General features: G+C 43.4%; 20 protein-coding genes. 17 read left to right on the forward strand and 3 right to left on the reverse strand.

Going from position 1 to position 22,230, the window contains the following annotated elements:
- Nucleotides 1-326 precede the first annotated feature (326 nt).
- The 5 genes from ACIRUQ_RS03170 to ACIRUQ_RS03190 all read left to right on the forward strand — a co-directional run bounded on the left by ACIRUQ_RS03170 (nt 327) and on the right by ACIRUQ_RS03190 (nt 5,849).
- Nucleotides 327-1,763, forward strand: a complete 1,437-nt coding sequence (locus tag ACIRUQ_RS03170; protein WP_022036472.1) for an NAD(P)/FAD-dependent oxidoreductase — start codon at nt 327-329, stop codon at nt 1,761-1,763.
- Nucleotide 1,764: 1 nt separating this feature from the next.
- Nucleotides 1,765-3,030, forward strand: coding sequence for an NAD(P)/FAD-dependent oxidoreductase (locus ACIRUQ_RS03175; RefSeq protein ID WP_055289667.1), 1,266 nt, complete (start codon nt 1,765-1,767; stop codon nt 3,028-3,030).
- Nucleotides 3,030-3,398: a DUF1667 domain-containing protein gene (locus tag ACIRUQ_RS03180; RefSeq protein ID WP_022036474.1), complete on the forward strand. Its 369-nt coding sequence runs from the start codon at nt 3,030-3,032 to the stop codon at nt 3,396-3,398. The genes ACIRUQ_RS03175 and ACIRUQ_RS03180 overlap by 1 nt, the downstream gene beginning before the upstream one ends.
- A 298-nt stretch (nt 3,399-3,696) precedes the next feature.
- Nucleotides 3,697-5,199: a glycerol kinase GlpK gene (gene glpK, locus ACIRUQ_RS03185; protein WP_022036475.1), complete on the forward strand. Its 1,503-nt coding sequence runs from the start codon at nt 3,697-3,699 to the stop codon at nt 5,197-5,199.
- 125 nt (nt 5,200-5,324) lie between these two features.
- Nucleotides 5,325-5,849 (forward strand): adenine phosphoribosyltransferase, encoded by a 525-nt coding sequence (locus ACIRUQ_RS03190; protein WP_021739505.1) that lies wholly within the window; start codon nt 5,325-5,327, stop codon nt 5,847-5,849.
- A 128-nt stretch (nt 5,850-5,977) separates the two neighbouring features.
- Here the strand turns inward: ACIRUQ_RS03190 and ACIRUQ_RS03195 are convergent, their stop codons facing one another.
- The gene (locus ACIRUQ_RS03195) at nt 5,978-6,853 is read right to left on the reverse strand and encodes a LysR family transcriptional regulator (protein WP_022036476.1); all 876 of its coding nucleotides are present in this window, start codon (nt 6,851-6,853) and stop codon (nt 5,978-5,980) included.
- Nucleotides 6,854-7,072: 219 nt separating this feature from the next.
- Here ACIRUQ_RS03195 and ACIRUQ_RS03200 point away from each other — a divergent pair, with 219 nt between their 5' ends.
- The 11 genes from ACIRUQ_RS03200 to ACIRUQ_RS03250 all read left to right on the forward strand — a co-directional run bounded on the left by ACIRUQ_RS03200 (nt 7,073) and on the right by ACIRUQ_RS03250 (nt 19,290).
- A complete protein-coding gene (locus ACIRUQ_RS03200) occupies nt 7,073-8,341 on the forward strand; it encodes an SLC13 family permease (protein WP_022036477.1) in 1,269 nt (422 codons plus the stop codon).
- Between the two features lie 68 nt (nt 8,342-8,409).
- Nucleotides 8,410-9,309: a L(+)-tartrate dehydratase subunit alpha gene (gene ttdA, locus ACIRUQ_RS03205; RefSeq protein WP_021739502.1), complete on the forward strand. Its 900-nt coding sequence runs from the start codon at nt 8,410-8,412 to the stop codon at nt 9,307-9,309.
- An 84-nt stretch (nt 9,310-9,393) separates the two neighbouring features.
- Complete coding sequence (ttdB, locus tag ACIRUQ_RS03210; protein WP_022036478.1) at nt 9,394-10,026, forward strand: L(+)-tartrate dehydratase subunit beta; 633 nt, start codon at nt 9,394-9,396, stop codon at nt 10,024-10,026.
- Between the two features lie 449 nt (nt 10,027-10,475).
- The gene (locus tag ACIRUQ_RS03215) at nt 10,476-11,846 is read left to right on the forward strand and encodes a carboxyl transferase domain-containing protein (RefSeq protein WP_055289669.1); all 1,371 of its coding nucleotides are present in this window, start codon (nt 10,476-10,478) and stop codon (nt 11,844-11,846) included.
- A gap of 20 nt (nt 11,847-11,866) precedes the next feature.
- A complete protein-coding gene (locus tag ACIRUQ_RS03220; protein ID WP_022036480.1) occupies nt 11,867-12,259 on the forward strand; it encodes an OadG family protein in 393 nt (130 codons plus the stop codon).
- 31 nt (nt 12,260-12,290) lie between these two features.
- On the forward strand, nt 12,291-12,659 hold the full coding sequence (locus tag ACIRUQ_RS03225; RefSeq protein ID WP_022036481.1) for a biotin/lipoyl-containing protein: 369 nt from the start codon (nt 12,291-12,293) through the stop codon (nt 12,657-12,659).
- A gap of 14 nt (nt 12,660-12,673) precedes the next feature.
- Nucleotides 12,674-13,825 carry a sodium ion-translocating decarboxylase subunit beta gene (locus ACIRUQ_RS03230; RefSeq protein WP_021739497.1) on the forward strand — a complete coding sequence of 384 codons (1,152 nt, stop codon included), beginning with the start codon at nt 12,674-12,676 and terminating at the stop codon, nt 13,823-13,825.
- Between the two features lie 200 nt (nt 13,826-14,025).
- The gene (locus tag ACIRUQ_RS03235) at nt 14,026-15,435 is read left to right on the forward strand and encodes an oxaloacetate decarboxylase subunit alpha (RefSeq protein WP_021739496.1); all 1,410 of its coding nucleotides are present in this window, start codon (nt 14,026-14,028) and stop codon (nt 15,433-15,435) included.
- A gap of 290 nt (nt 15,436-15,725) precedes the next feature.
- Nucleotides 15,726-17,090, forward strand: coding sequence for a sodium-dependent transporter (locus ACIRUQ_RS03240; RefSeq protein ID WP_022036482.1), 1,365 nt, complete (start codon nt 15,726-15,728; stop codon nt 17,088-17,090).
- A 67-nt stretch (nt 17,091-17,157) separates the two neighbouring features.
- Nucleotides 17,158-17,661, forward strand: coding sequence for a transcription elongation factor GreA (greA, locus tag ACIRUQ_RS03245; protein ID WP_021739494.1), 504 nt, complete (start codon nt 17,158-17,160; stop codon nt 17,659-17,661).
- Nucleotides 17,662-17,682: 21 nt separating this feature from the next.
- The gene (locus tag ACIRUQ_RS03250) at nt 17,683-19,290 is read left to right on the forward strand and encodes a hypothetical protein (protein ID WP_022036484.1); all 1,608 of its coding nucleotides are present in this window, start codon (nt 17,683-17,685) and stop codon (nt 19,288-19,290) included.
- Nucleotides 19,291-19,349: 59 nt separating this feature from the next.
- Here the strand turns inward: ACIRUQ_RS03250 and ACIRUQ_RS03255 are convergent, their stop codons facing one another.
- Nucleotides 19,350-20,102: a GntR family transcriptional regulator gene (locus ACIRUQ_RS03255; protein ID WP_021739492.1), complete on the reverse strand. Its 753-nt coding sequence runs from the start codon at nt 20,100-20,102 to the stop codon at nt 19,350-19,352.
- A complete protein-coding gene (locus ACIRUQ_RS03260) occupies nt 20,090-20,824 on the reverse strand; it encodes a GntR family transcriptional regulator (protein WP_021739491.1) in 735 nt (244 codons plus the stop codon). The genes ACIRUQ_RS03255 and ACIRUQ_RS03260 overlap by 13 nt, the downstream gene beginning before the upstream one ends.
- Nucleotides 20,825-21,201: 377 nt before the next feature.
- On the opposite strand from ACIRUQ_RS03260, the gene ACIRUQ_RS03265 reads away from it, so the two are divergent.
- Nucleotides 21,202-22,197 (forward strand): SIS domain-containing protein, encoded by a 996-nt coding sequence (locus tag ACIRUQ_RS03265; protein WP_055289671.1) that lies wholly within the window; start codon nt 21,202-21,204, stop codon nt 22,195-22,197.
- Nucleotides 22,198-22,230: the final 33 nt, after the last annotated feature.

Raw genomic sequence — 22,230 nt, forward strand, 5'->3', positions numbered from 1 at the left:
GTTCACTCATCATATGTATTCAAATATTGATCATGCTTGCATGAGGAAATATTTGGATACATAATGATGAAGGGAGCGCCTTTTTATGAGCAAAAGTAGTAGCGTAGCTACGGAGAAGTCCTGAAAGGACGTTTTGCGAATGGCGCGTGTGAACTGTAACTTATAAATAAAGTGAAAAGTGTCACTTGTATGTTCTCAGGATTAGTGCTAAAATAATCTTAGAAATTGCATAGGGATTTGCATGAGATTATGAGCTGAGCAAAAAGAAAAACCATGAGAGTGGTTTATTTTTGCTCGGCTTTTATTAGTTAAAGGAGAAGAATGTTATGTATGATGTAATGATCATAGGAGCAGGCGTGACAGGAAGTGCCATTGCCCGGGAACTGATGCGTAAGAAGAGAAAGGTAGCAGTATTGGAGCGCTGCAGTGATATTTGCGAAGGAACCAGCAAGGCAAATAGTGGCATTGTACACGCCGGATTTGACGCAACACCCGGAACATTAAAAGCGAAGATGAATGTGCAGGGAAGCAAGAGGATGGAAGCACTTTCGAAGGAACTTGATTTTTCTTATAAGCGGAATGGTTCTCTGGTGCTTTGTTTTGAAGATGCGGACAGATCAAAATTAGAAGAATTACTGGAAAAAGCGGAGAAAAATGGTGTGGAAGGATGTCAGATCATTTCCGGTGATGAAGTGCGGCAGATGGAACCGCAGGTGTCGGATCAGGTCGTGGCTGCGCTGCATGCGCCGGCAGGAGGCATTGTATGTCCTTTTGGATTGACGATCGCACTGGCAGAAAATGCATGTGCAAACGGTGTACAGTTTTTCCTGAACCAGGAAGTTCAGAATATTGTAAAAAAAGATGGATATTATGAGGTCTGCACGCAGGATCATGTGTATGAGACAAAACTGGTAGTAAATGCTGCAGGCGTTTATGCGGATGTTTTTCACAATATGGTCAGTGAACAGAAGATTCAGATCATTCCGCGAAAGGGCGAGTATTGTCTGCTGGATAAAAAAGTAGGCGAATTTGTCTCTCATACGATTTTCCAGCTTCCGACAAAGTATGGAAAAGGTGTACTGGTAACGCCGACCGTACATGGTAATCTGATGCTTGGACCGACGGCAGTGGACGAATTGGATAAGGAAAATATCGCAACCACAGCAGAAGGTCTGGAGGATCTGCAGCAGCGTGCGGGCTTAAGTACACCAAACCTGCCAAAACGCCAGACTATCACGTCATTTGCCGGTCTTCGTGCACATACAGAGAAGAATGATTTTATCATTGAAGAAGTGGCAGATGCACCGGGATTTATCGATGTGGCAGGGATTGAATCTCCGGGACTTTCCAGTGCACCGGCGATTGGCATTTATGTGGCAGAAATGATTGAAAAACTGCTTCCGGCAGAGGATAATCCGGAGTTTGTATCCACCAGAAAAGGAGTGGTCTGCATGGAAGAACTGAGTATGGAAGAACGCCATCTGATGATCCGGAAAAATCCGGCGTATGCGAATGTGATCTGCCGCTGTGAGATGGTGACAGAAGGAGAAATTCTGGATGCGATCCACCGTCCGTTGGGAGCGACAACGCTGGATGGAGTGAAACGCAGAACCCGTGCGGGAATGGGAAGATGTCAGGCAGGATTCTGTTCCCCGAAAACCGTGGAAATCCTTGCAAGGGAACTTGGATGCGACATCAGTGAGATTACGAAAAAAGGCAGAAATTCAGGATTCCTGACCGGATATGATAAGGAGGAACTGTAATATGAAAACGAAAATTGCAATCATCGGCGGCGGTCCTGCAGGTCTGTCAGCAGCAGTTGCGGCACGAAAGGCCGGTGTGGAAGATATTTTGATTTTAGAGCGTGATGAGCAGCTTGGCGGTATTTTAAATCAGTGCATCCACAATGGATTTGGGTTACATACGTTTCAGGAAGAGCTGACAGGACCGGAGTATGCGGCACGTTTTATTGCAGAAGTGGAAGAAATGCAGATTCCATATCTGCTGTCAACTATGGTGGTGGATATCAGTCCGGAGAAAAAGATTACCTGTATGAACCGGGAACGGGGAATGTTTGTGCTAGAGGCGGAAGCCATCATTCTGGCGATGGGATGCAGGGAACGTCCGAGAGGTGCCCTGAATATTCCGGGGTATCGTCCGGCGGGAATTTATTCTGCAGGAACCGCACAGCGTTACGTCAACATAGAGGGACGGATGCCAGGTGAAAAAGTGGTCATTCTTGGCTCCGGTGACATCGGTCTGATCATGGCGCGGCGCATGACGTTTGAAGGCGCTAAAGTGCAGGTGGTGGCAGAACTGATGCCATATTCCGGTGGATTGAAGCGAAACATTGTACAGTGTCTGGATGATTATGATATTCCGTTAAAATTAAGTCATACTGTGGTAGATATCAAAGGGAAAGACCGGGTGGAGGCAGTTACGATCGCACAGGTGGATGAAAAATTAAAACCGATTCCGGGAACAGAAGAAACTTACGAGTGTGATACCTTACTGTTATCCTGCGGATTAATCCCGGAAAATGAGCTTTCCGGAAAATTGGGTGTGGAATTAAGTACGGTGACTTCGGGGCCGATTGTAAATGAGCGTCTGGAAACTAATATTCCGGGTGTGTTTGCCTGCGGGAACGTATTACATGTGCATGATCTGGTGGATTATGTATCCGAAGAAGCTGGCGCAGCAGGAACGTTTGCGGCAGAATATGTGACACAGCAGTTTGCGGAAGACACGACAGAAATCGCTATCTGCCCGGAGGGTGGTGTGCGCTATACCGTGCCGTCTTCCATTCATCCTCATCGGATGCAGGACAAACAGATCGTCCGTTTCCGCGTTGGAAATGTATACAAAAACAGTGAACTCTGTGTTTATTTTGACGATAGTTGTATCATGCGTCTGAAAAAGAAAGTTATGGCACCGGGCGAGATGGAACAGGTAATTTTACAAAAGAAAAAATTGCAGGAATATGAAAATCTGTCCAAAATAACAATTCGAATCGAACAGGGGGAAGCATAATGGAACGAAAAGAACTGATTTGTATCGGCTGTCCGCTGGGCTGTAATCTGACAGTGGAAATGGATGGCGGGCAGGTGGTATCTGTAAATGGAAATACATGCAAGCGCGGAGATGATTATGCCAGAAAGGAACTGACAGATCCAAGAAGAATCGTGACATCGACAGTGCCGGTAGCTGGAGGCAATCTGCCGGTGGTATCGGTAAAAACGGCATCAGATATTCCGAAGGGAAAAATCCGGGAATGTCTGTGTGCATTAAAAGGAGTGACACTTACCGCACCGGTTCAGATCGGTGATGTGATTGTGGAAAATGTGGCAGATACCGGCGTGGATGTGGTTGCGACGAAATCTATATCAGATGTGAGATGACTCTCGCCTCTAGATGTGGTGAGCAGCAAGAATGCCGAGGGAATTCTTGAAACATTTTGAGAGATACGATAAAATGATGTTGAGGTCAAAAGATGCCATACGAATTGTTCCGTACTTCGTACTCCCACAATTCTACCCAATATTCGCATATCGTGAAGCTGACGCTCCACTTTTATGCTCATATCGGGGCGGGTCATTAAGCCATAAAACCACTCTTGTGCAAGCACATCGTGGTTTCAGGCTTTTGACCCTGGCATCATAGAATAATAAGAAAAGTTGACGGAAATGAGGAGAAATCATGGGGAAAAAATATATCATGGCATTGGATCAGGGAACCACAAGCTCCCGGTGTATTTTATTTGATCATGCGGGAAATATCTGTGGGATGGCACAGAAAGAGCTGACACAGATTTATCCGCAGCCGGGCTGGGTGGAGCAGAATCCGCGTGAAATATGGTCTACACAGTTATCTGTTTTGACAGAAGCTCTGGCTGTGACAGGAGCAATGCCGGAAGATATTGAAGGAATCGGAATTACAAATCAGCGTGAAACAACGATTGTGTGGAATCGTTTTACCGGAGTACCGGTATACAATGCGATTGTCTGGCAGTGTCGTCGAACGGCAGAACAGATTGACCGTCTGAAAGAGGAAAAATTTGATGAGCTGATCCGTGAGCGGACCGGACTGATCGCAGATGCATATTTTTCAGCGAGCAAGATTGCCTGGATTCTGGACAATGTCGAAGGTGCACGGGAACAGGCAGAGGAAGGAAACCTTTTATTTGGAACCGTGGACACCTGGCTGATCTGGAATCTGACCGGAGGCGCTGTGCATGTGACAGACTATTCCAACGCATCCAGAACAATGCTTTATGATATTCACAAATGCTGCTGGGATAAGGAAATCCTGGAAAAATTCAACATTCCGGAAAGTATGCTTCCGGAAGTAAAACCATCCAGCTATATCTATGGTTATACTGATCCGTCCGTGACAGGCGGAGAAATTCCGGTCTGCGGAGCTGCCGGAGATCAGCAGGCAGCTTTGTTTGGGCAGAGTTGTTTTGAAAAAGGGGAAGGAAAAATCACATACGGAACCGGATGTTTTCTTCTTATGAATACTGGAAATGAACCGATCACATCAAAAAATGGATTGTTGACGACATTGGCGGCGAGTGTCAGTGATGAGGTGGAATATGCATTGGAAGGAAGTGTATTTGTGGCAGGTGCGGCGATCCAGTGGCTGCGGGATGAGATGCGCATGATCAAAAGTGCGCGCCAGTCAGAAGAGTACGCAGATGAAGTACCGGATTGCAAGGGAGTTTATGTCGTTCCTGCTTTTACCGGAATGGGTGCACCATATTGGGATTCCTATGCACGGGGCACTATTGTAGGTGTGACCAGAGGATGTAAAAAAGAGCATTTTATCCGTGCAACGTTGGAGTCCATCGCTTATCAGGCTTATGATGTCATTGCCGCAATGGAAGAAGATGCCGGAGTTAAAATGACACATTTAAAAGTGGACGGTGGAGCCAGTGCGAATAATATGCTGATGAAATTCCAGGCAGATATCGCAGGAATCCGTGCAGAGCGCCCGAAATGCATTGAGACAACAGCACTTGGTGCGGCGTATCTGGCAGGATTGGCTGTAGGCTATTGGAGCAGCAAGGATGAAATTCGCAAAAACTGGAATCTTGGCCGTACGTTTGAACCCACCATGGAGGAAACAGAGCGTGCGAAACTGCTGAAAGGCTGGCACCGCGCAGTGCGTTGTGCACTTGCATGGTCTCAGGATGAAGAATGAAATTGTAATTTCTGATGTATTCGTTTTTCCAAAGAACAGAAAAAATGTCTTTATATCCTATGGATTTTCATGTATAATGATAAGGTTGAGTGATAATCCATAAAACAGGAGGAACTATACATATTATGAAAAAAGTAGAAGATTACGTGAGAAGTATCCCGGATTTTCCGGAACCGGGAATTATTTTCCGCGATATAACAACCGTTTTACAGGATCCGGACGGACTGAAACTTGCGATTGACGGATTAAAGGAGCGTCTGGATGGCGTAGATTTTGATGTGGTAGTTGGAGCAGAATCCAGAGGATTTATCTTTGGAGCACCGCTGGCTTACGAATTTGGCAAAGGTTTTGTGCCGGTTCGTAAAAAAGGAAAACTTCCATGCGAGACAGTTTGTGCCAAATATGATCTTGAGTACGGTTCTGCTGAGATTGAGATGCACAAAGATTCCATCAAACCGGGTCAGAAAGTTGTCGTAGTAGACGATCTGATCGCAACCGGCGGAACCATTGAGGCTGCCATCAAACTGATCGAGAGCCTTGGCGGAGAAGTTGTCAAAGTATTATTCCTGATGGAGCTGGCTGGATTAAACGGTCGTGAGAAACTGAAAGGTTACGACGTAGAGTCTGTCATTACTTATCCGGGTAACTAGGATTGGGGTAGAGAGAGTCTCTGCCCAGAGTTTATCCTTATAAAAACAAGAGAAATCGTTAATTAAAAAGCTTTCTGACCAGAAAAATCATGATTGAATGATAGGTTCTGTCAGAAAGTTTTTTGTATTTATGCATCATAATATTTTTTCACAAACGTAATAAAATTTTGCATCTGCGTCGTCAGATAGCGTCCTTTTTTCCATACAATACCAATATCCGTTTTCATTGGCGGCTCCATAGGTATGGCCTTGTATTTCGGCAGTCCTGCGGTAATGCAGCTATAAAGAAAACATCCCACTGTCCCGGAGCGAATAAAATTAATCATGGTATAGAGCTGGTTTCCCTGCATGATAATATTCGGATGGACATTTCCGAAATCAAAGCGGGTGCGTAAAATGGCATTCTGTACAGAATCTTTATTAAACAAAATAACATTCTGATGATCCAGATCAGCAGCTTTGATAGAAGTATGATTTGCCAGTGGGTGTTCCGGGGATACACAGAACACAAGCTGGTCGTGAATAAGTACATGGCTGTTCAGCTGGTCGATGTTATACATTTCCATATTGACGAGAGCCAGATCCAGTTTATCTTCCAGAACCAGATCGCAGGCACGTACAGAACCATATTCCTCCAGGGATACAAGAGCATCTGGATATTTGGAACGGTAAGCATCAATGAGTCCCGGAAAGAAAAAACTGCTGAGCACCGGAGGAATGCCGACGTGGATCGGATTTTGCTGAATCCGGCTGCCGTTCAATTCAAATTGCATATCTTTGCAGTACTGCAGAATGTAGTCAGCTTTCTTATAAAACAGTGCGCCGTCTTCCGTCAGGGTGAGCCGGTTGTTGAATCGTGTAAAAAGTGTGATGCCAAATTCAGCCTCCAGTTCCCGGATAGCCAGTGAAATGGCCGGCTGCGTCACAAACAGCTGATTTGCAGCAGCGGTGATGCTGTGGCATCTGCATGTTTCACAAAAATATTTCAACTGATTTAAGGTCATAAAAATTCTCCTTTCGTCGAAGCTGCTTTCCGTCATAAATTCACCACTGATGAATGATCAGATGAATTCAATAACTTCCTTTTGCTTAAAGTATACTATAAATTTTATTTATGGCAAGTTAAAATTCATTAAATAGACAAATGAATATACCTGATTTACAATACAGATATCAAATAAAGAGAACGGCCGATTCACAATTCTTTACAGGGAGGGTGAAAAATGTCAGCATCGACAATAACAATTTTATTTCTGATATTTGCGATTGTCAGCTTTATATTAGAAAAGATTCCACTGGGGCTTACCGCTACGATTGTAGCAATCGGATTAAATGTGACCGGGGTTCTGGACGCTTCCCAGACATTCAGCGGATATGTAAACAGCAACGTGATTCTGTGCGTTGGAATGTTTGTAGTAGGACAGGCACTTTTTGAAACCGGCATGGCAAACAAGATTGGTGGGGTGGTGACCAGATTTGCAAAAAATGAAAAAATCCTGATGGTTGCCATTATGGTGATCGTAGGAGTCATGTCAGGATTCCTGTCAAATACAGGGACCGCAGCAGTATTGATCCCAGTTGTCTGTGGAATTGCAGACGAATCCGGATATTCCAGAAGCCGCCTGCTCATGCCACTGGTATTTGCAGCAGCACTTGGCGGAAACCTCTCCATTATCGGAGCACCGGGAAATCTGATGGGTGTGGATGCCCTGCAGAATCTTGGTGAAGAAACCGGATTTTTTATGTATGCGCCGATTGGAATCCCAATGCTTCTGGCAGGTATCGTTTATTTTGTTTTCATCGGATACCGCCTGCTTCCGAAGACTTCTGCAAAAAGTGTGGCAGAAGTGGCAGAGACAAAACCGGATTTCAGTCATGTGCCAAAGTGGAAACAGATTACGTCTCTGGTAGTGCTGATCGCGGTTATTTTAGCAATGATCTTTGAAAAACAGATTGGTATTCCAATTCAGGTATCTGCCTGTATCGGAGCCTGTGTAGTTGTACTAACCGGTGTTATTTCCGGAAGCGCTGCACTGAAATCCATAGATTTAAAAGTAGTTCTCCTCTTCGGTGGTTCCCTGGCGCTTGCCAATGCACTGGATACCTCAGGCGCCGGAACCATGATCGCGGACACAATCGTAGGATTCCTTGGAAAAAATCCAAGCCCGATGATGTTATTGTTTGTCATTTTTGTAGTGTCATGTGTTCTGACAAACTTTATGTCAAACACAGCAACCACAGCGCTGATGGTTCCAATTGCGGTATCTATGTCAGATATCCTTGGGGCAGATCCAAGAGCAGTGGTTATTGCAACGGTAATTGCAGCATCCTGCGCTTACGCAACACCAATCGGAATGCCTGCAAATACCATGGTAGTCGGACTTGGCGGTTATACCTTTAAGGATTATGTGAAATCAGGTTTGCCGCTGATCCTTGTATCCTTTGCGTTATGTATGATTTTGTTACCAATTTTATTCCCATTTTATCATTAAAAAGCTGCTGTATAAGCGGCGAAGCTAGTATTAAAGTTTAAAGTAAAAATTGCTGGAGGTGCGATTCAATGAAAGAAAAAGAAATCAAGAGATTAACAGACATGGTAGCCGACTTTGTCGGACATATCGGAAAAAAGCTGCCGGATGATGTCGTGGCAAAATTAGAGGAGCTTGGCTCCAAAGAAGATGCGGCACTGCCGAAAGTATTATATGAAACCATGACAAAAAATCAGGGACTGGCAGTAGAACTTGACCGTCCGAGCTGTCAGGATACCGGTGTCCTTCAGTTCTGGCTCAAATGCGGAACAAATTTCCCGTACATCAATGAGCTGGAAGCTCTGCTGACAGATGCGGTTGTGCAGGCAACATTTGCCACACCACTTCGCCACAATTCTGTACAGACGTTTGACGAGTACAACACAAAGAAAAATGTCGGAAAAGGAACACCGACGGTATGGTGGGATATTGTCCCAAATAACGACCAGTGTGAGATTTATGCTTACATGGCAGGTGGCGGATGTACTCTTCCGGGTAAAGCAATGGTACTGATGCCGGGTGCAGGGTATGAAGGAATCACCGATTTTGTACTGGATCAGATGACTACTTATGGATTAAATGCCTGCCCGCCGCTTCTGGTTGGTGTCGGTGTCGGAACTTCCGTAGAGACTGCAGCATTAAATTCTAAAAAGGCGCTGATGAGACCGATTGGTTCCCACAATGACAATGCAAATGCAGCAAAAATGGAGCAGCTTTTAGAGGATGGAATCAATGCTATTGGCCTTGGACCGCAGGGTATGGGCGGAAAATATTCTGTCATGGGTGTAAATATTGAGAATACAGCACGTCATCCGTCTACTATCGGTGTTGCTGTAAACGTAGGATGCTGGTCACACCGTCGTGGTCACATTGTGATCGACAAAGATCTGAACGTAGTCTGTGATACACATTCTACCTGGAAATTTGAGTAAAAAGTAACGGCTTTCCTTTCTAGATGTATGATTGGCGAAACGTGAAAGCTATGCAAATATTTCGTGAAAAAGGAGAATAAAAAGATGATTGAAATCAGAGGCGATAAAAAAGTATTAGTTACTCCTGTAAGCAAGGAGGATCTGGCAGATATTAAAATCGGTGACATTGTATGGCTGGACGGCGATCTGATGACCTGTCGAGACGTGGCACACCGCAGACTGGTGGAATACGGCAGAGAACTTCCATATGATATCAGAAACAAAGCAATTTTCCATGCAGGACCGATTGTGCGAAAAATTGAAGGAACCGAGGATGATTATGAGATGGTATCCGTTGGACCGACCACTTCCATGCGTATGGAAAAATTCGAGTACGAATTTACCGAGCAGACCGGTGTCCGAGTGATTGTTGGCAAAGGCGGTATGGGACCGAATACCGAGCGCGCATGTAAAGAATTTGGTGCCATCCACTGTGTATTCCCGGCAGGCTGTGCCGTTGTGGCAGCTACTGAAGTGCAGTACATTGCGGAGCATCACTGGGATGAACTTGGAATGCCGGAAACACTCTGGTGCTGTAAGGTCAAAGAATTTGGCCCGCTCATCGTATCCATTGATGCAAACGGACGCAATTTATTCGAAGAACAGAAAGTTATTTATAATGAAAGAAAAGAAGCTGCAAAGCAGAAGATTTATCCGGAAGTAAAATTCATCAAATAAAAATCCATGCATATAGAAGATCGTTTATGCTGAGCAGATCCATTCGGTTGCAAAACTGAGTACTCCATAGAATTACAGGATGCGCACCATGTATAGCAGGCATGGTGCGCATTCTTTTGACAGGAAATCACATTGAAAATCCTTTTAAATTTCTGATTCCGAAAAGGAATATCTTCATAACAAGAATGATTTTTACAAAATAGTGGAACCGGTGTTTTAATAGTAATAAAGAATAAGGCAGAATTAATAAAAAATTATATTTTTTGCAGTTAGAAAAGGAAATGCGAAGTATTTTGTATACTTTGCATAGAATACAAGTGAATATGCCAAGGAAATGCAAAAAAATGTATAGGCAAACAGGAACATTTTTCTTGAATTTTTGTAAAAAATGAAGTAGAATGAATCTGGTATGTTAATAAAATAACAATCTCAAGGAGGTATGAGGCAATATGGCAGAATGTTTAGCGTTAGAGCGAATCAACCGTCTGTTAGATGAAGGTAGTTTCGTAGAGGTTGGCGCATTAGTTTCCGCCCGCACAACAGATTTTACCGTAAATGACCAGTCTGCACCATCCGATGGTGTTATCACAGGATACGGACAGATTGAGGGCAATCCGGTGTATGTATATAGTCAGAACCGTGATGTGCTGAACGGAACGATGGGTGAGATGCACGCAAAGAAAATTGCAAAATTATATGATATGGCTGATAAGGCAGCAGCTCCGGTGATCGGACTGTTAGACTGCGGCGGTTTTCGTCTGCAGGAATCTGTAGATGCACTGGACAGCTTTGGATGTGTCCTTGCAAAGCAGGCTGAGTATGCGGACAGTGTACTTCAGATCAGCGCAGTAATGGGTAACTGTGCAGGTGGTATGACACTGATTCCGGCCATGAGTGATTTTGCATTTATGACAAAAGAAGCACAGATGTATGTGAATGCACCGCATACCATTATGGATAATAAAAAACTTTCCCGCGAGTTTGATTCTGCAAAATATCAGGCGGCAGTTTCCGGACAGGCAGAAGTACTGGAGAGCGAAGAGGCTGTTCTGACAAAAATCCGTGAGCTGGTAGTAATGCTCATTGATGAAGAATATGGACGTTGTGGAGAGGATGATCTGAATCGTTACATTTCTGATAAAACATGTGCCATGAAAGATGCACGTGCATTGTTAGCTGAGTGTGCAGACGATAAATTCCTGGAGATCCGCCCGGATTACGCACCGGAGATGGTGACAGGATTCCTTACATTAAATGGAATTTTAGTTGGTGCAGTGGCAAATGCCGATGCACTTTATGATGAAAAAGGTGAGAAGACGGCAGATCTGGCTGACGGTCTTACAGTAGACGGATGTGAGAAAGCAGCAGCTTTCGTCGCATTCTGTAACGATTGCGAGATTCCGCTTCTGACTGTGACAGCAGCAGATGGATTTGCGGCAGTAGAGCAGACAGAAAAAGGTCTTCCACAGGCAATCGCAAAACTGGTAAAAGCTTATCACGACGGCGGTTTCAACAGTAAAGTAAACCTGATCATGGGCGATACTTACGGCAGTGCTTATGTGGCTATGGGCGCAAGAAGCATCAGTGATGCCGATATGGTATTTGCATGGGATGATGCTAAAGTAGGTATGATGGAAGCTGAAAAAGCAGCAAATATCTTATTTGCAGCTGAAGGAGAGAAAGCAACTGAAAAACAGGCAGCTGCTTATGAAGGAAAACAGAATGCCGTAACTTCCGCAGCAGCAAGAGGCAGCGTGGATGCAGTCATCGCTCCGGCACAGACAAGAAAACATCTGATCATGGCATTTTCCATGCTGTAAAAGAAAGGAAGATAGTGAAGATGAGAAAGAATATCAAAGGGATTGCGGCAGGCAGTCTCGGACTTCTGGCTTTACAGCTTCCGGGAATGACCGTATTTGCGCAGGCAGCAGACAGAAAAGCCCGGCTGGCAAATGCATTACAGAATACAGTCCTTGGTATGGGAACGGTATTCGTTATGCTGATCGCAATTGCGCTGATCATTTATTGTTTCAAGATCATTCCTGTAATCCAGGAAAAATTTGCCAAAAAAGCAGAACCGACAGCAGAAGCACCAAAGACAGTACCAGTTGTTGCAGCTCCTGTACAGGAAACGGATGATCTGGAGCTGGTCGCTGTTATCGCAGCCGCGATCGCAGCAAGTGAGAATGTACCGGTAGACAGTTTCAGAGTCCGTACGATCAAGAGACGCTAATCACACCATTTTGTTTAAGGAGAATAGAAAAATGAAAAATTATACAATTACCGTAAACGGAAACGTATATGATGTAACCGTAGAAGAAAATACAAATGGCGCTCCGGCAGCAGCACCGGCTCCGAGAGCAGCAGCACCGGCACCGGCTCCGGCAGCAAAACCGGCAGCTGCAGGCACAGCAGGAAGCATTTCCATTACTGCAGGTGCAGCAGGTAAAGTTGTTGATGTTGTAGCAGCACCGGGCACAGCCGTAAAGAAAGGTGATCCTGTCGTTGTACTTGAGATCATGAAAATGGAGACACCAGTTGTTGCACCACAGGATGGCACTGTTGCCAGTGTGGATGTAGCAAAAGGTGAGACAGTAGAATCAGGAGCAGTACTTGCTACTATGAACGCATAAGACAGGAGGTAGACATGTCAGGTAATATAGCAGAGACATTGGGCAATCTCGTGCATCAGACCGCGTTCTTCAATCTGACCTGGGGAAACTATCTGATGATCGCCGTTGCCTGTGTGTTCTTATATTTAGCAATCAAAAAGGGATATGAGCCGTTACTGCTGGTACCGATCGCGTTTGGTATGCTTCTGGTAAATATTTATCCGGATATCATGATTTCTCCGGAAAATGCAAGCAACGGTGTCGGAGGTTTGTTGCACTACTTCTTCAAACTGGATGAGTGGTCCATTCTTCCGTCCCTGATTTTCCTTGGTGTCGGCGCACTGACGGATTTCCGTCCGTTGATCGCAAACCCGATCAGTTTTCTCTTGGGAGCAGCCGCACAGTTCGGTATTTTTGCCGCATATCTGCTGGCTATCGTATTCGGTTTTTCCGATGCAGCAGCTGCAGCAGTATCCATCATCGGTGGAGCAGATGGACCGACTTCCATCTTCCTGGCCGGAAAATTACATCAAAATGACTTGATGGGTCCGATCGCCGTGGCGGCGTATTCCTATATGTCATTAGTACCGATCATCCAGCCGCCGATCATGAAACTTTTAACAACTAAAAAAGAGCGTTCCATCCGTATGGGACAGCTTCGTGAAGTTTCCAAACTGGAAGCAATCCTTTTCCCAATCGTTGTTACCATTATTGTGTGTCTGGTGCTTCCGACCACAGCTCCATTGGTAGGTATGCTGATGCTTGGTAACCTGTTCCGTGAGAGTGGCGTAGTAAAACAGCTGTCCGAGACAGCATCCAACGCCCTGATGTACATTGTAGTTATCCTGCTTGGTACATCCGTCGGAGCATCCACAAGTGCAGAAGCATTCCTGAAAGTGACAACACTTCAGATCGTAGTACTTGGTCTGGTAGCCTTTGCATTTGGTACCGCAGCAGGTGTTATCTTTGGTAAGATCCTGTGCGTTGTAACAAAAGGCAAGATCAATCCGCTGATCGGTTCTGCCGGTGTATCCGCAGTACCGATGGCAGCCCGTGTATCCCAGAAAGTTGGTGCAGAAGAAGATCCGACCAATTTCCTGCTGATGCACGCCATGGGACCAAATGTTGCCGGAGTTATCGGAACTGCGATTGCAGCCGGAGTATTCATGGCAATATTCGGTGTATAACTTTGTTTACAGTGTCGAAATCCTAAAAGCATGTCATGCTTGCATGTAAATGCTTTACAGGATTAGCGACACGCCCCTCCAATGAGAAAAAAGCAGGACAGAGTCATGCGATTTTCGAATGGAGGGAGGATTGTGGGAGCTGGAACAGCGGAACAATCCGTAAACAAAGGCAATGATTATAAAAAAGGAGATAATTTATCATGGAGAAAAAACCATTGAAAATAACAGAAACTGTTCTGCGTGATGCGCATCAGTCTCTGATGGCCACCAGACTGACCACAGAGCAGATGCTTCCGATCATCGATAAAATGGATAAAGTCGGCTATCATGCAGTCGAATGCTGGGGCGGTGCAACTTTCGATGCATCCCTGCGTTTCCTGAAAGAAGATCCGTGGGAGCGTCTCAGAAAATTCCGTGATGGTTTCAAAAATACAAAACTGCAGATGCTGTTCCGTGGACAGAATATTTTGGGATACCGTCATTATGCAGACGATGTAGTAGAATATTTTGTACAGAAATCTATTGCAAACGGAATCGATATCATTCGTATTTTTGACTGTTTAAATGATCTGAGAAACTTAAAGACAGCCGTAGATGCCTGCAAAAAGGAAAAAGGTCATTCCCAGATTGCACTTTCCTATACCTTAGGTGAGGCATATACGCTGGATTATTGGGTAGATACTGCAAAACGTATCGAGGATATGGGTGCAGATTCCATCTGTATCAAAGATATGGCAGGTCTTCTGGTTCCATATGAGGCAGAGCGTCTTGTAAAAGCATTAAAAGAAAATGTAAGCCTTCCAATCGAGCTTCATACCCACTATACAAGTGGTGTGGCTTCCATGAGTTGTCTGAAAGCAGTAGAAGCCGGATGCGATATCATTGATACTGCAATTTCACCACTGGCACTGGGAACATCCCAGCCGGCAACAGAAGTTATGGTTGAAACCTTCAAAGGTACACCGTATGATACCGGTCTGAATCAGGATATTCTTGCTGAAATCAATGAGTACTTTGGCAAGATCCGTGAGGAGGCAATGGCAAGCGGCCTGTTAAATCCGAAGGTACTTGGCGTAAATATCAATACTTTACGTTATCAGGTTCCGGGCGGAATGCTTTCAAACATGATTTCTCAGCTGAAAGAGCAGAACGCAGAGGACAAATATGAGGAAGTATTAAAAGAAATCCCACGTGTAAGAAAAGACCTTGGTGAGCCACCTCTCGTAACACCTTCCAGCCAGATCGTAGGTACACAGGCTGTATTAAATGTTCTGATGGGTGAGCGTTATAAAGTTGCTACCAAAGAAACCAAGAGCATTTTACTTGGTGAATATGGTCAGACAGTAAAACCATTCAATCCGGAAGTAGTGGAAAAAGTTCTCGGTGCGGATAAAGATAAGGCAATTACTTGTCGTCCGGCAGATCTGATCGAACCGGAACTTGCCAAGATTGAGAATGAAATGTCACGCTGGAAACAGCAGGATGAGGATGTGCTTTCTTATGCACTCTTCCCGCAGCAGGCACTGGATTTCTTCAAATATCGTGAGGCACAGCAGACAAAGGTAGATCCGGAGGCGGCTGACCACAAAAATGGAGCTTATCCGGTTTAAAAAATAATGCTTCTTTGGCTTTAAAAATTTAATATTTTGAAAGAAAACGCAGAATCCTGTCAGGACAGGATTCTGCGTTTTCTGCATCGCTTCTGTATATTCTGCAATATTTTTGAATCACAATGTAGATGAATGGTCTTGATTATTTCCTCGGATTAAAAGACATGTATAAAGTTTCAAAGTGATTTGAACCGTATATTTGTTGAAATATATGAGCGCCAATGATATAATGAAAGATACGCCGATAAAAAATCGGAACAGAAGAAATAATGAGAGAAAGAGGATTTAATATGGAACATAACAAAAAGGAGCGCAGTAGTTTCTCTGGCGGAATCGGTTTTGTGCTTGCAGCAGCAGGAAGCGCAGTGGGACTTGGTAATCTGTGGCGTTTTCCTTATCTTGCCGCGCAGTATGGCGGAGGTATTTTTATTCTGGTATATATCATTCTGGCACTGACCTTCGGTTTCACATTGATGACTACCGAGATTGCAATCGGACGCAAGACAAAACAGAGTCCGGGTACTGCATACAAAGCCATCAATAAAAAATTTGGATTTTTAGGCGTGCTGGCACCGATCGTTCCGGTGATCATTCTGCCGTATTATTGTGTGATCGGCGGCTGGGTTGTTAAATATATGGTGACGTTTGTGTCCGGTCATGGACTGGATGCAGCAGCAGATAGTTTTTTTGGAAATTTTGTCGGAAATTCGATCTCACCGATGATTTATTTCGCTGTTTATCTGGGACTGACTGCAGCAGTTATCCTGCTTGGCGTCAATAAAGGAATTGAAAAAATCAGTAAATTCCTGATGCCGTTATTGCTGATTATTTCTGTGATCATTTCCATTTATATTTTTACATTACCGGGAGCAAATGCCGGTATTAAGTACTATCTCCTGCCTGATTTTACGAAGTTTTCACTGAAAACAGTGTGTGCAGCCATGGGACAGATGTTTTATTCTATGAGTCTGGCTATGGGAATCATGGTTACTTATGGCTCTTATACAAAAAATGAGACAAGCCTGACAAAATCTGTAAATCAGATTGAGATTTTTGATACAGTCGTTGCTCTGCTGGCCGGATTTATGGTCGTTCCGGCAGTTTATGTATTCAGCGGTGAAGCAGGAACAAAAGCAAGCGGAGCAGGATTGATGTTTGTGACGCTTCCGAAAGTGTTTGAGCAAATGAGAGGTGGCACGATCATCGGAATTTTGTTCTTTGTGCTTGTATTCTTAGCTGCGTTGACCAGCTCCATTTCGATTATGGAAGCTATCGTATCTTCCTTTATGGATCGATTCGGTATCAGCCGTAAGAAAAGCGTTGCGGTCTGCATCATTATCAGTATTATAATGGGAATCCCATCCTCTCTGGGCAATGGTGCATGGGCACATATCAAGATTCTTGGGATGGACTTTTTGACTTTCTTTGATTATATCAGCAATAGTGTATTAATGCCGATCGTAGCACTGTGCACCTGTATTCTGATCGGATGGGCGGCAGGAGCAAAGACTGTTACAGATGAAGTAAAACGAAATGGTGAAAAAATGAATCGTGAAAAACTGTACAATGTGATGATAAAATACATTGCACCGGTAATGTTGGTGATCATCCTGATCACTTATTCAATGGCACAGTTCGGATTCTTCACTATGTAATACACAAAATGCGAGAAAATGACATTCCTTTTGTTATCTTTATTTTTGGAAAGAAGGTATCGATATTATGCATGATGAAGTGACAGAAAAAGACATTGAACGAATGAAAGAGGAAATCGAATATCGGAAACTGGTAGTTCGTAAAGAAGCATTGGAAGCTGTAAAAGAGGCAAGAGCGCATGGCGATCTCAGTGAAAATTTTGAGTACCACGCAGCAAAAAAAGATAAAAATGCCAACGAAAGCCGTATCCGTTATCTGGAGCGCATGATCAAAACAGCGGTAGTTGTATCCGATGAGTCAAAATCCGATGAAGTTGGAATCAACAATAAAGTTACTTTATATTTTGAAGATGATGACGAAGAAGAAGTGTATACACTGGTGACAACCGTGCGCGGAAACTCCCTGAAAGGCTGGATTTCTACGGAATCTCCAATCGGAAAAGCCATTCTTGGTCATAAAGTCGGAGACCGTGTTTACGTGGAGATCAATGCAAATGCCGGTTATTATGTAGAAATCCGTGCCATTGAAAACACCGAAGATGACGGAAGTATTGGACTCAGAAAATTTTAATGGCATTCTAATGGAGCATTTATGAATATATATAATATTGACCAGTTTCAAAAAAATGAATACTCCTGGAATCCTGTGGCAAAAAGGCGGGCAGGGAATTATTTTATAAAACTTGGCGTTGGTGTGGCGCTTATATTTGCTCTGTATGGATTATTAGGGTATTTTCTGTTCGTCACACATGCTTTTGTTACGCAGACATTGTGGGGCTATGGAGCGGCAATGGTTATTCTGGCATTCGGGCTTCGCCTGGCATTGAATGCAGGTAGCAGAAAACAGACACGAAAAATGTCATCGGATGAAAAGCATGATTATGCGCTGTATTTTTATCACAGACATGGAAGAAAGAATACTGTGCTCGGTAACTTTTATCTGGTGATATGCGCGCAGGCAGATGTTTGTCAGCGAAAATACGAACTGGCGGAACAGGCGCTGGATCAGATTGTCATGGAAAAATGTAAGGCAGATCAGCTGAAACAGATCTGGCTGCTGCGATTGATCATTGCGCTTGCCATTGATGATGAGGAGAAAATGCAGGAAACATTCATTTGTTACAATGGCATTGAAGTCAGATCAAAAGGATTTCCAGCTACTGATATTGTCAGAGAATGTGTGGATCACAGAGATGCAGAAACTTTAACAGAAGTCATGAAGCAGAGTGTTGTGGTGAAAAAGGAGCATCCGCTTCGTATTGGATGTATCAGCATTTTCCTTGCGTACTGCATTTTGTTTTATGCGGCAGCACTTGGAATCAATACAGACAGCGGATATGTGCTTCGTTATATGTTTGCAACGATCTCCATCCTGGTGACATTCCTTGGACTGCTGGTTCTGGTCATCTGGCTGAATATCCGGCTGTTTGGCAATGAAACATTCTCGAGAAGAAGCTCCGTTAACAAGGTCTGCTTTGTTATTATATGTGCAATCTTTCTGCTTTGCATGGCAGAAAACAGTGTCATAATCTATTTGGGACTGGAATGGAAGGAAGAAGTGATATCGCAGGATGAAAAGTATACCTATCTGAAGGCGTATTCTGAGCGCGCATATAACGTGACAACGACACTGTATCGGACAAATAATCCGTTTGTTATGCAAAGAATAAATAGCTGTCTGCCGTCAGCAGATTCAAACTGGTCAGAGGATAGTACTGATTCATCCGATGCCAATCAGGATATAACAGACAATTCAACAAATGGCGCATCCAATAGCGCATCAGATGAAACTGCCGGAGAATCCGCAACAGATAACGGCATTTCTGATTCTGACTCTTATTCGAGTGAACTCGAACAGTATCAGCTGCTTGAAAACGAGATAACAGCAGTGTTTGAGTATTTGCAAAACGAAGGACAGTTTACAGACGCAGAATTGAGCTTCGATGCAAATGCAAAGGGAGAAACCTATGGACTTATCAGTGCCGGTCAGGAGCAGGCAGGAACCCGCATGGTGGATGTGGAATATCGTCTGTACATTAATTTTAATGGGGAAAAAACAAACGATGAAGGAAAAACCTGTACAGAAATCGTACTGGAAAAATTTTATCCGGGTGGAAGCTACAGTACGGAACTGGTAGATTTTTATCTTGTTGATCCGGATACCCTGCAGGTTGTTGATGAACATAAAACTACCTGGTAAAGTGAATAAAGAAGAAATAAGTCGAACGCACAAATTTCATGTGCGCTCGACTTATTTTTTTACAGACAGCGTTTCTGATCTGTATTATTTGATACAAAACGTACTTCCAGTTTGTCTGGGCGGGAATAACTTTCTGTATATTCTACAAGGTTACCGTGTCGGTCATAGCCAATCAGTTCCAGGTGATTGACGATCATTTCATCTTCCAGATGCAGATAGGAACGGATTTTATCTCCGGCTTCTACCATGGTCAGAGATTCCTGGAAAACAACGGGCAGGTGATCTCTGGTGGACATGTAGTCATACAGAGAAATCTGTTCAAAGTTATAATTATCGATATCCGGGAAAAATTTCAGTGGAACGTAAGTGTACTCAATAGCCAGTGGCTCTTTGTTACCCTGGCGGATACGGTGGATTCCATAAATTGGTTCTTCAAATGCAAGACCAAGTTTATCAGCATAATAATAACGTCCCTGGATGGTACCGGTGCACAGTAATTTGTTGGATATCTCGATTCCAAAATTGCGGACAAGGGAAGTGAAACTGGCATTTTTGGATTCGTTTAATACACCGAAAGCGACTTTGTTATATTCCGGTTTCTTGACAAAGGTACCTTTTCCCTGTCGACGCACGAGATAATGCTCATTTACAAGTTCATCGATGGCTGTGCGGATAGTAGGTCGGCTTACACCATACATTTCTGCCAGGACTCGTTCGCTAGGGATCATTTCTCCGGGAAGATATTCATGGCTTTCAATCCTGCTTACAATAATATCGCGCACCTGTGCTGCTACATGATTTAATTGTTCCATGATTCCTCCATTTCCGCATCTCTGATAAATGCAAAATCATCTATTTTCATAATGTCTTCAAAAAAGTGAATCAGTCTGCCGGTGTCGTCATATACCAGACCTTTGTATTTCATCATGGGACTACCCGGTGCAGTTTGGAGCAGACTGGATTCTTCCTCATTTGTGTAAATGAGTGTCACACGCTGATTGGATTTCAAAATCGGTATCTGAAGATCTGTCTGCAATACATTCAAAATCGGGCGTGAACCCAGAATTTCAGCAGTCAGACCAGGATAGATATCGATTGGAGTATAAGAATAATCCAGGCACAGCGGGGTGTCGTTTTCATAATAAATGAAAAGGATTTTATAAACTGGTGTTTGTTCCGGGATCAGCATTTTGCCGGAGAGACGTTTATCTACTAAAATTTCTTCAAAAGAATAAGGCTGCCAGCGAATATTCGGACATCTTTCTCCGGGATCAAAATTATCAGTACAGGTGTGAGTAGATATTTTGATTCTATCCGGAGCAACAAAATATCCAAGTCTTTCCTGGGAAAAAAGGTAATGCTCACGCACAAGCTGTGCCAGGGCATTCCGGATAGTAGGCCGCTGCACATGAAAATGTTCCGCAAGAAAACGCTCAGAAGGAAGACGGTCTCCGGGGTGATAGCCTTCATTTTTCAACATGTATATGATCTCTTTTGCAAGAATGACATCCATTGTCAGTAAATTTTTTCTCATAAATTTTAAAAATACGCTCCTTTTACTTCCAATTTTAAAAATAACTATATGAAAAGATTATTATAGAACATCTTTTACATTCATGCTACCGAATAGTTGCTTGTTTCTATCATATAACAGATGCAATCTGTTCGTCAAATATTATTGGTATAAAAAAACGGATTAGTGGTCTAAATCAGTCGGTTATGCAAATATGCCAAAAAATGAATGATAATGAATAAAACACAAGATATAATCGCAAAAAAACATATAGTTATTAAATGCTTAGAATAACATTTTAAAAAAAGATGTTGACTATTTAAAAAAATGTGGTATAGTAATTCATATAAAGTGGTTACAAAAAAGGAAAAGGAATTAAAGGAGGATATCAAAATATCATGTTGAAATTTGATGAGCAGAAACAGATTGACAGTGTAAAAGGTGCACTTGCATTGCGCGGGAAAATCGAAGAAATTGTAGACCAGATCTGTAAAGATGGATTTAAAAATATCTGCTGGCTTGGCATAGGAGGCACTTATGCTTCCTGCTTACAGGCAGAAGTTCATATGAAAGAAAAATCAGGACTTGACTTTTTCGTGGAAAATGCAGCAGAATATCTGACAACTGGAAATAAAAAAGTTGGAGCAGATACGATTGTTGTGGTTTCATCCGTAACCGGAAGTACCATCGAGATGGTGGAAGGTGTCAAAAAAGCTTCTGCAGCGGGAGCAAAGGTGCTTGGATTTATTGATGTGGATACTGCAGAACTGGCACAGATCGTAGATTATGAAATTGCATATCCGGGCAATGAACAGCTGAAGTTTTTTATGGTTGCAGACCGTTTTATGTACAATGCAGGTGAATTCCCGGAATATGATCGGTATTACAAAGAACTGGATGAAAATCTGGCTGTAGATCTGGTAGAAGTTGAGAAAGCAGCGGATGCATTTGGAGAGGCATTTGCAAAGAAACATTGCAATGACAGTATCCATTATTTTGTAGGAGCAGGTAATCAGTATGGTTCCACATATTCTTATGCAATGTGCTACTGGGAAGAGCAGCATTGGATCCGTACAAAATCTATCCACAGTGCAGAATTTTTCCATGGAATGCTGGAAATTGTAGACCGTGATACACCGGTCACTGTATTTGTAGGTGAAGATGCACAGCGTTCTCTGAGTGAACGAGTAGTAAAATTCCTGCCGCGTGTTTGTGCAAATTACACAGTAATTGATTCCAAAGACTATGAGTTGAAAGGAATCAGCGAGGAATTCCGTGGAAATCTGTCTCATCTGGTAACGCATGCTGTAACACAGCGTATTGATGCGCATATGGAGCAGATCAATTGCCATCCAATGGAAATCAGAAGATATTATCGCCAGTTTGATTATTAATGAATGTGAGCGAAAAGATAAATAATGATTCTG

This window comes from Eubacterium ramulus (genome assembly GCF_045002895.1).
Taxonomy (GTDB): domain Bacteria; phylum Bacillota; class Clostridia; order Lachnospirales; family Lachnospiraceae; genus Eubacterium_I; species Eubacterium_I ramulus.

Bases quoted from the DNA above. Each gene is read 5' to 3' on its own strand.
- ACIRUQ_RS03250 (WP_022036484.1), top strand. From the start codon at position 17,683: ATGAATATATATAATATTGACCAGTTTCAAAAAAATGAATACTCCTGG.
- ACIRUQ_RS03230 (WP_021739497.1), top strand. From the start codon at position 12,674: ATGTCAGGTAATATAGCAGAGACATTGGGCAATCTCGTGCATCAGACC.
- ACIRUQ_RS03240 (WP_022036482.1), top strand. From the start codon at position 15,726: ATGGAACATAACAAAAAGGAGCGCAGTAGTTTCTCTGGCGGAATCGGT.
- ACIRUQ_RS03260 (WP_021739491.1), bottom strand. From the start codon at position 20,824: ATGAGAAAAAATTTACTGACAATGGATGTCATTCTTGCAAAAGAGATC.
- ACIRUQ_RS03180 (WP_022036474.1), top strand. From the start codon at position 3,030: ATGGAACGAAAAGAACTGATTTGTATCGGCTGTCCGCTGGGCTGTAAT.
- ACIRUQ_RS03215 (WP_055289669.1), top strand. From the start codon at position 10,476: ATGGCAGAATGTTTAGCGTTAGAGCGAATCAACCGTCTGTTAGATGAA.
- ACIRUQ_RS03235 (WP_021739496.1), top strand. From the start codon at position 14,026: ATGGAGAAAAAACCATTGAAAATAACAGAAACTGTTCTGCGTGATGCG.
- ACIRUQ_RS03220 (WP_022036480.1), top strand. From the start codon at position 11,867: ATGAGAAAGAATATCAAAGGGATTGCGGCAGGCAGTCTCGGACTTCTG.
- ACIRUQ_RS03265 (WP_055289671.1), top strand. From the start codon at position 21,202: ATGTTGAAATTTGATGAGCAGAAACAGATTGACAGTGTAAAAGGTGCA.
- ACIRUQ_RS03225 (WP_022036481.1), top strand. From the start codon at position 12,291: ATGAAAAATTATACAATTACCGTAAACGGAAACGTATATGATGTAACC.
- ttdA (WP_021739502.1), top strand. From the start codon at position 8,410: ATGAAAGAAAAAGAAATCAAGAGATTAACAGACATGGTAGCCGACTTT.
- ACIRUQ_RS03175 (WP_055289667.1), top strand. From the start codon at position 1,765: ATGAAAACGAAAATTGCAATCATCGGCGGCGGTCCTGCAGGTCTGTCA.
- ACIRUQ_RS03195 (WP_022036476.1), bottom strand. From the start codon at position 6,853: ATGACCTTAAATCAGTTGAAATATTTTTGTGAAACATGCAGATGCCAC.
- ttdB (WP_022036478.1), top strand. From the start codon at position 9,394: ATGATTGAAATCAGAGGCGATAAAAAAGTATTAGTTACTCCTGTAAGC.
- ACIRUQ_RS03190 (WP_021739505.1), top strand. From the start codon at position 5,325: ATGAAAAAAGTAGAAGATTACGTGAGAAGTATCCCGGATTTTCCGGAA.
- ACIRUQ_RS03200 (WP_022036477.1), top strand. From the start codon at position 7,073: ATGTCAGCATCGACAATAACAATTTTATTTCTGATATTTGCGATTGTC.
- ACIRUQ_RS03255 (WP_021739492.1), bottom strand. From the start codon at position 20,102: ATGGAACAATTAAATCATGTAGCAGCACAGGTGCGCGATATTATTGTA.
- ACIRUQ_RS03170 (WP_022036472.1), top strand. From the start codon at position 327: ATGTATGATGTAATGATCATAGGAGCAGGCGTGACAGGAAGTGCCATT.
- glpK (WP_022036475.1), top strand. From the start codon at position 3,697: ATGGGGAAAAAATATATCATGGCATTGGATCAGGGAACCACAAGCTCC.
- greA (WP_021739494.1), top strand. From the start codon at position 17,158: ATGCATGATGAAGTGACAGAAAAAGACATTGAACGAATGAAAGAGGAA.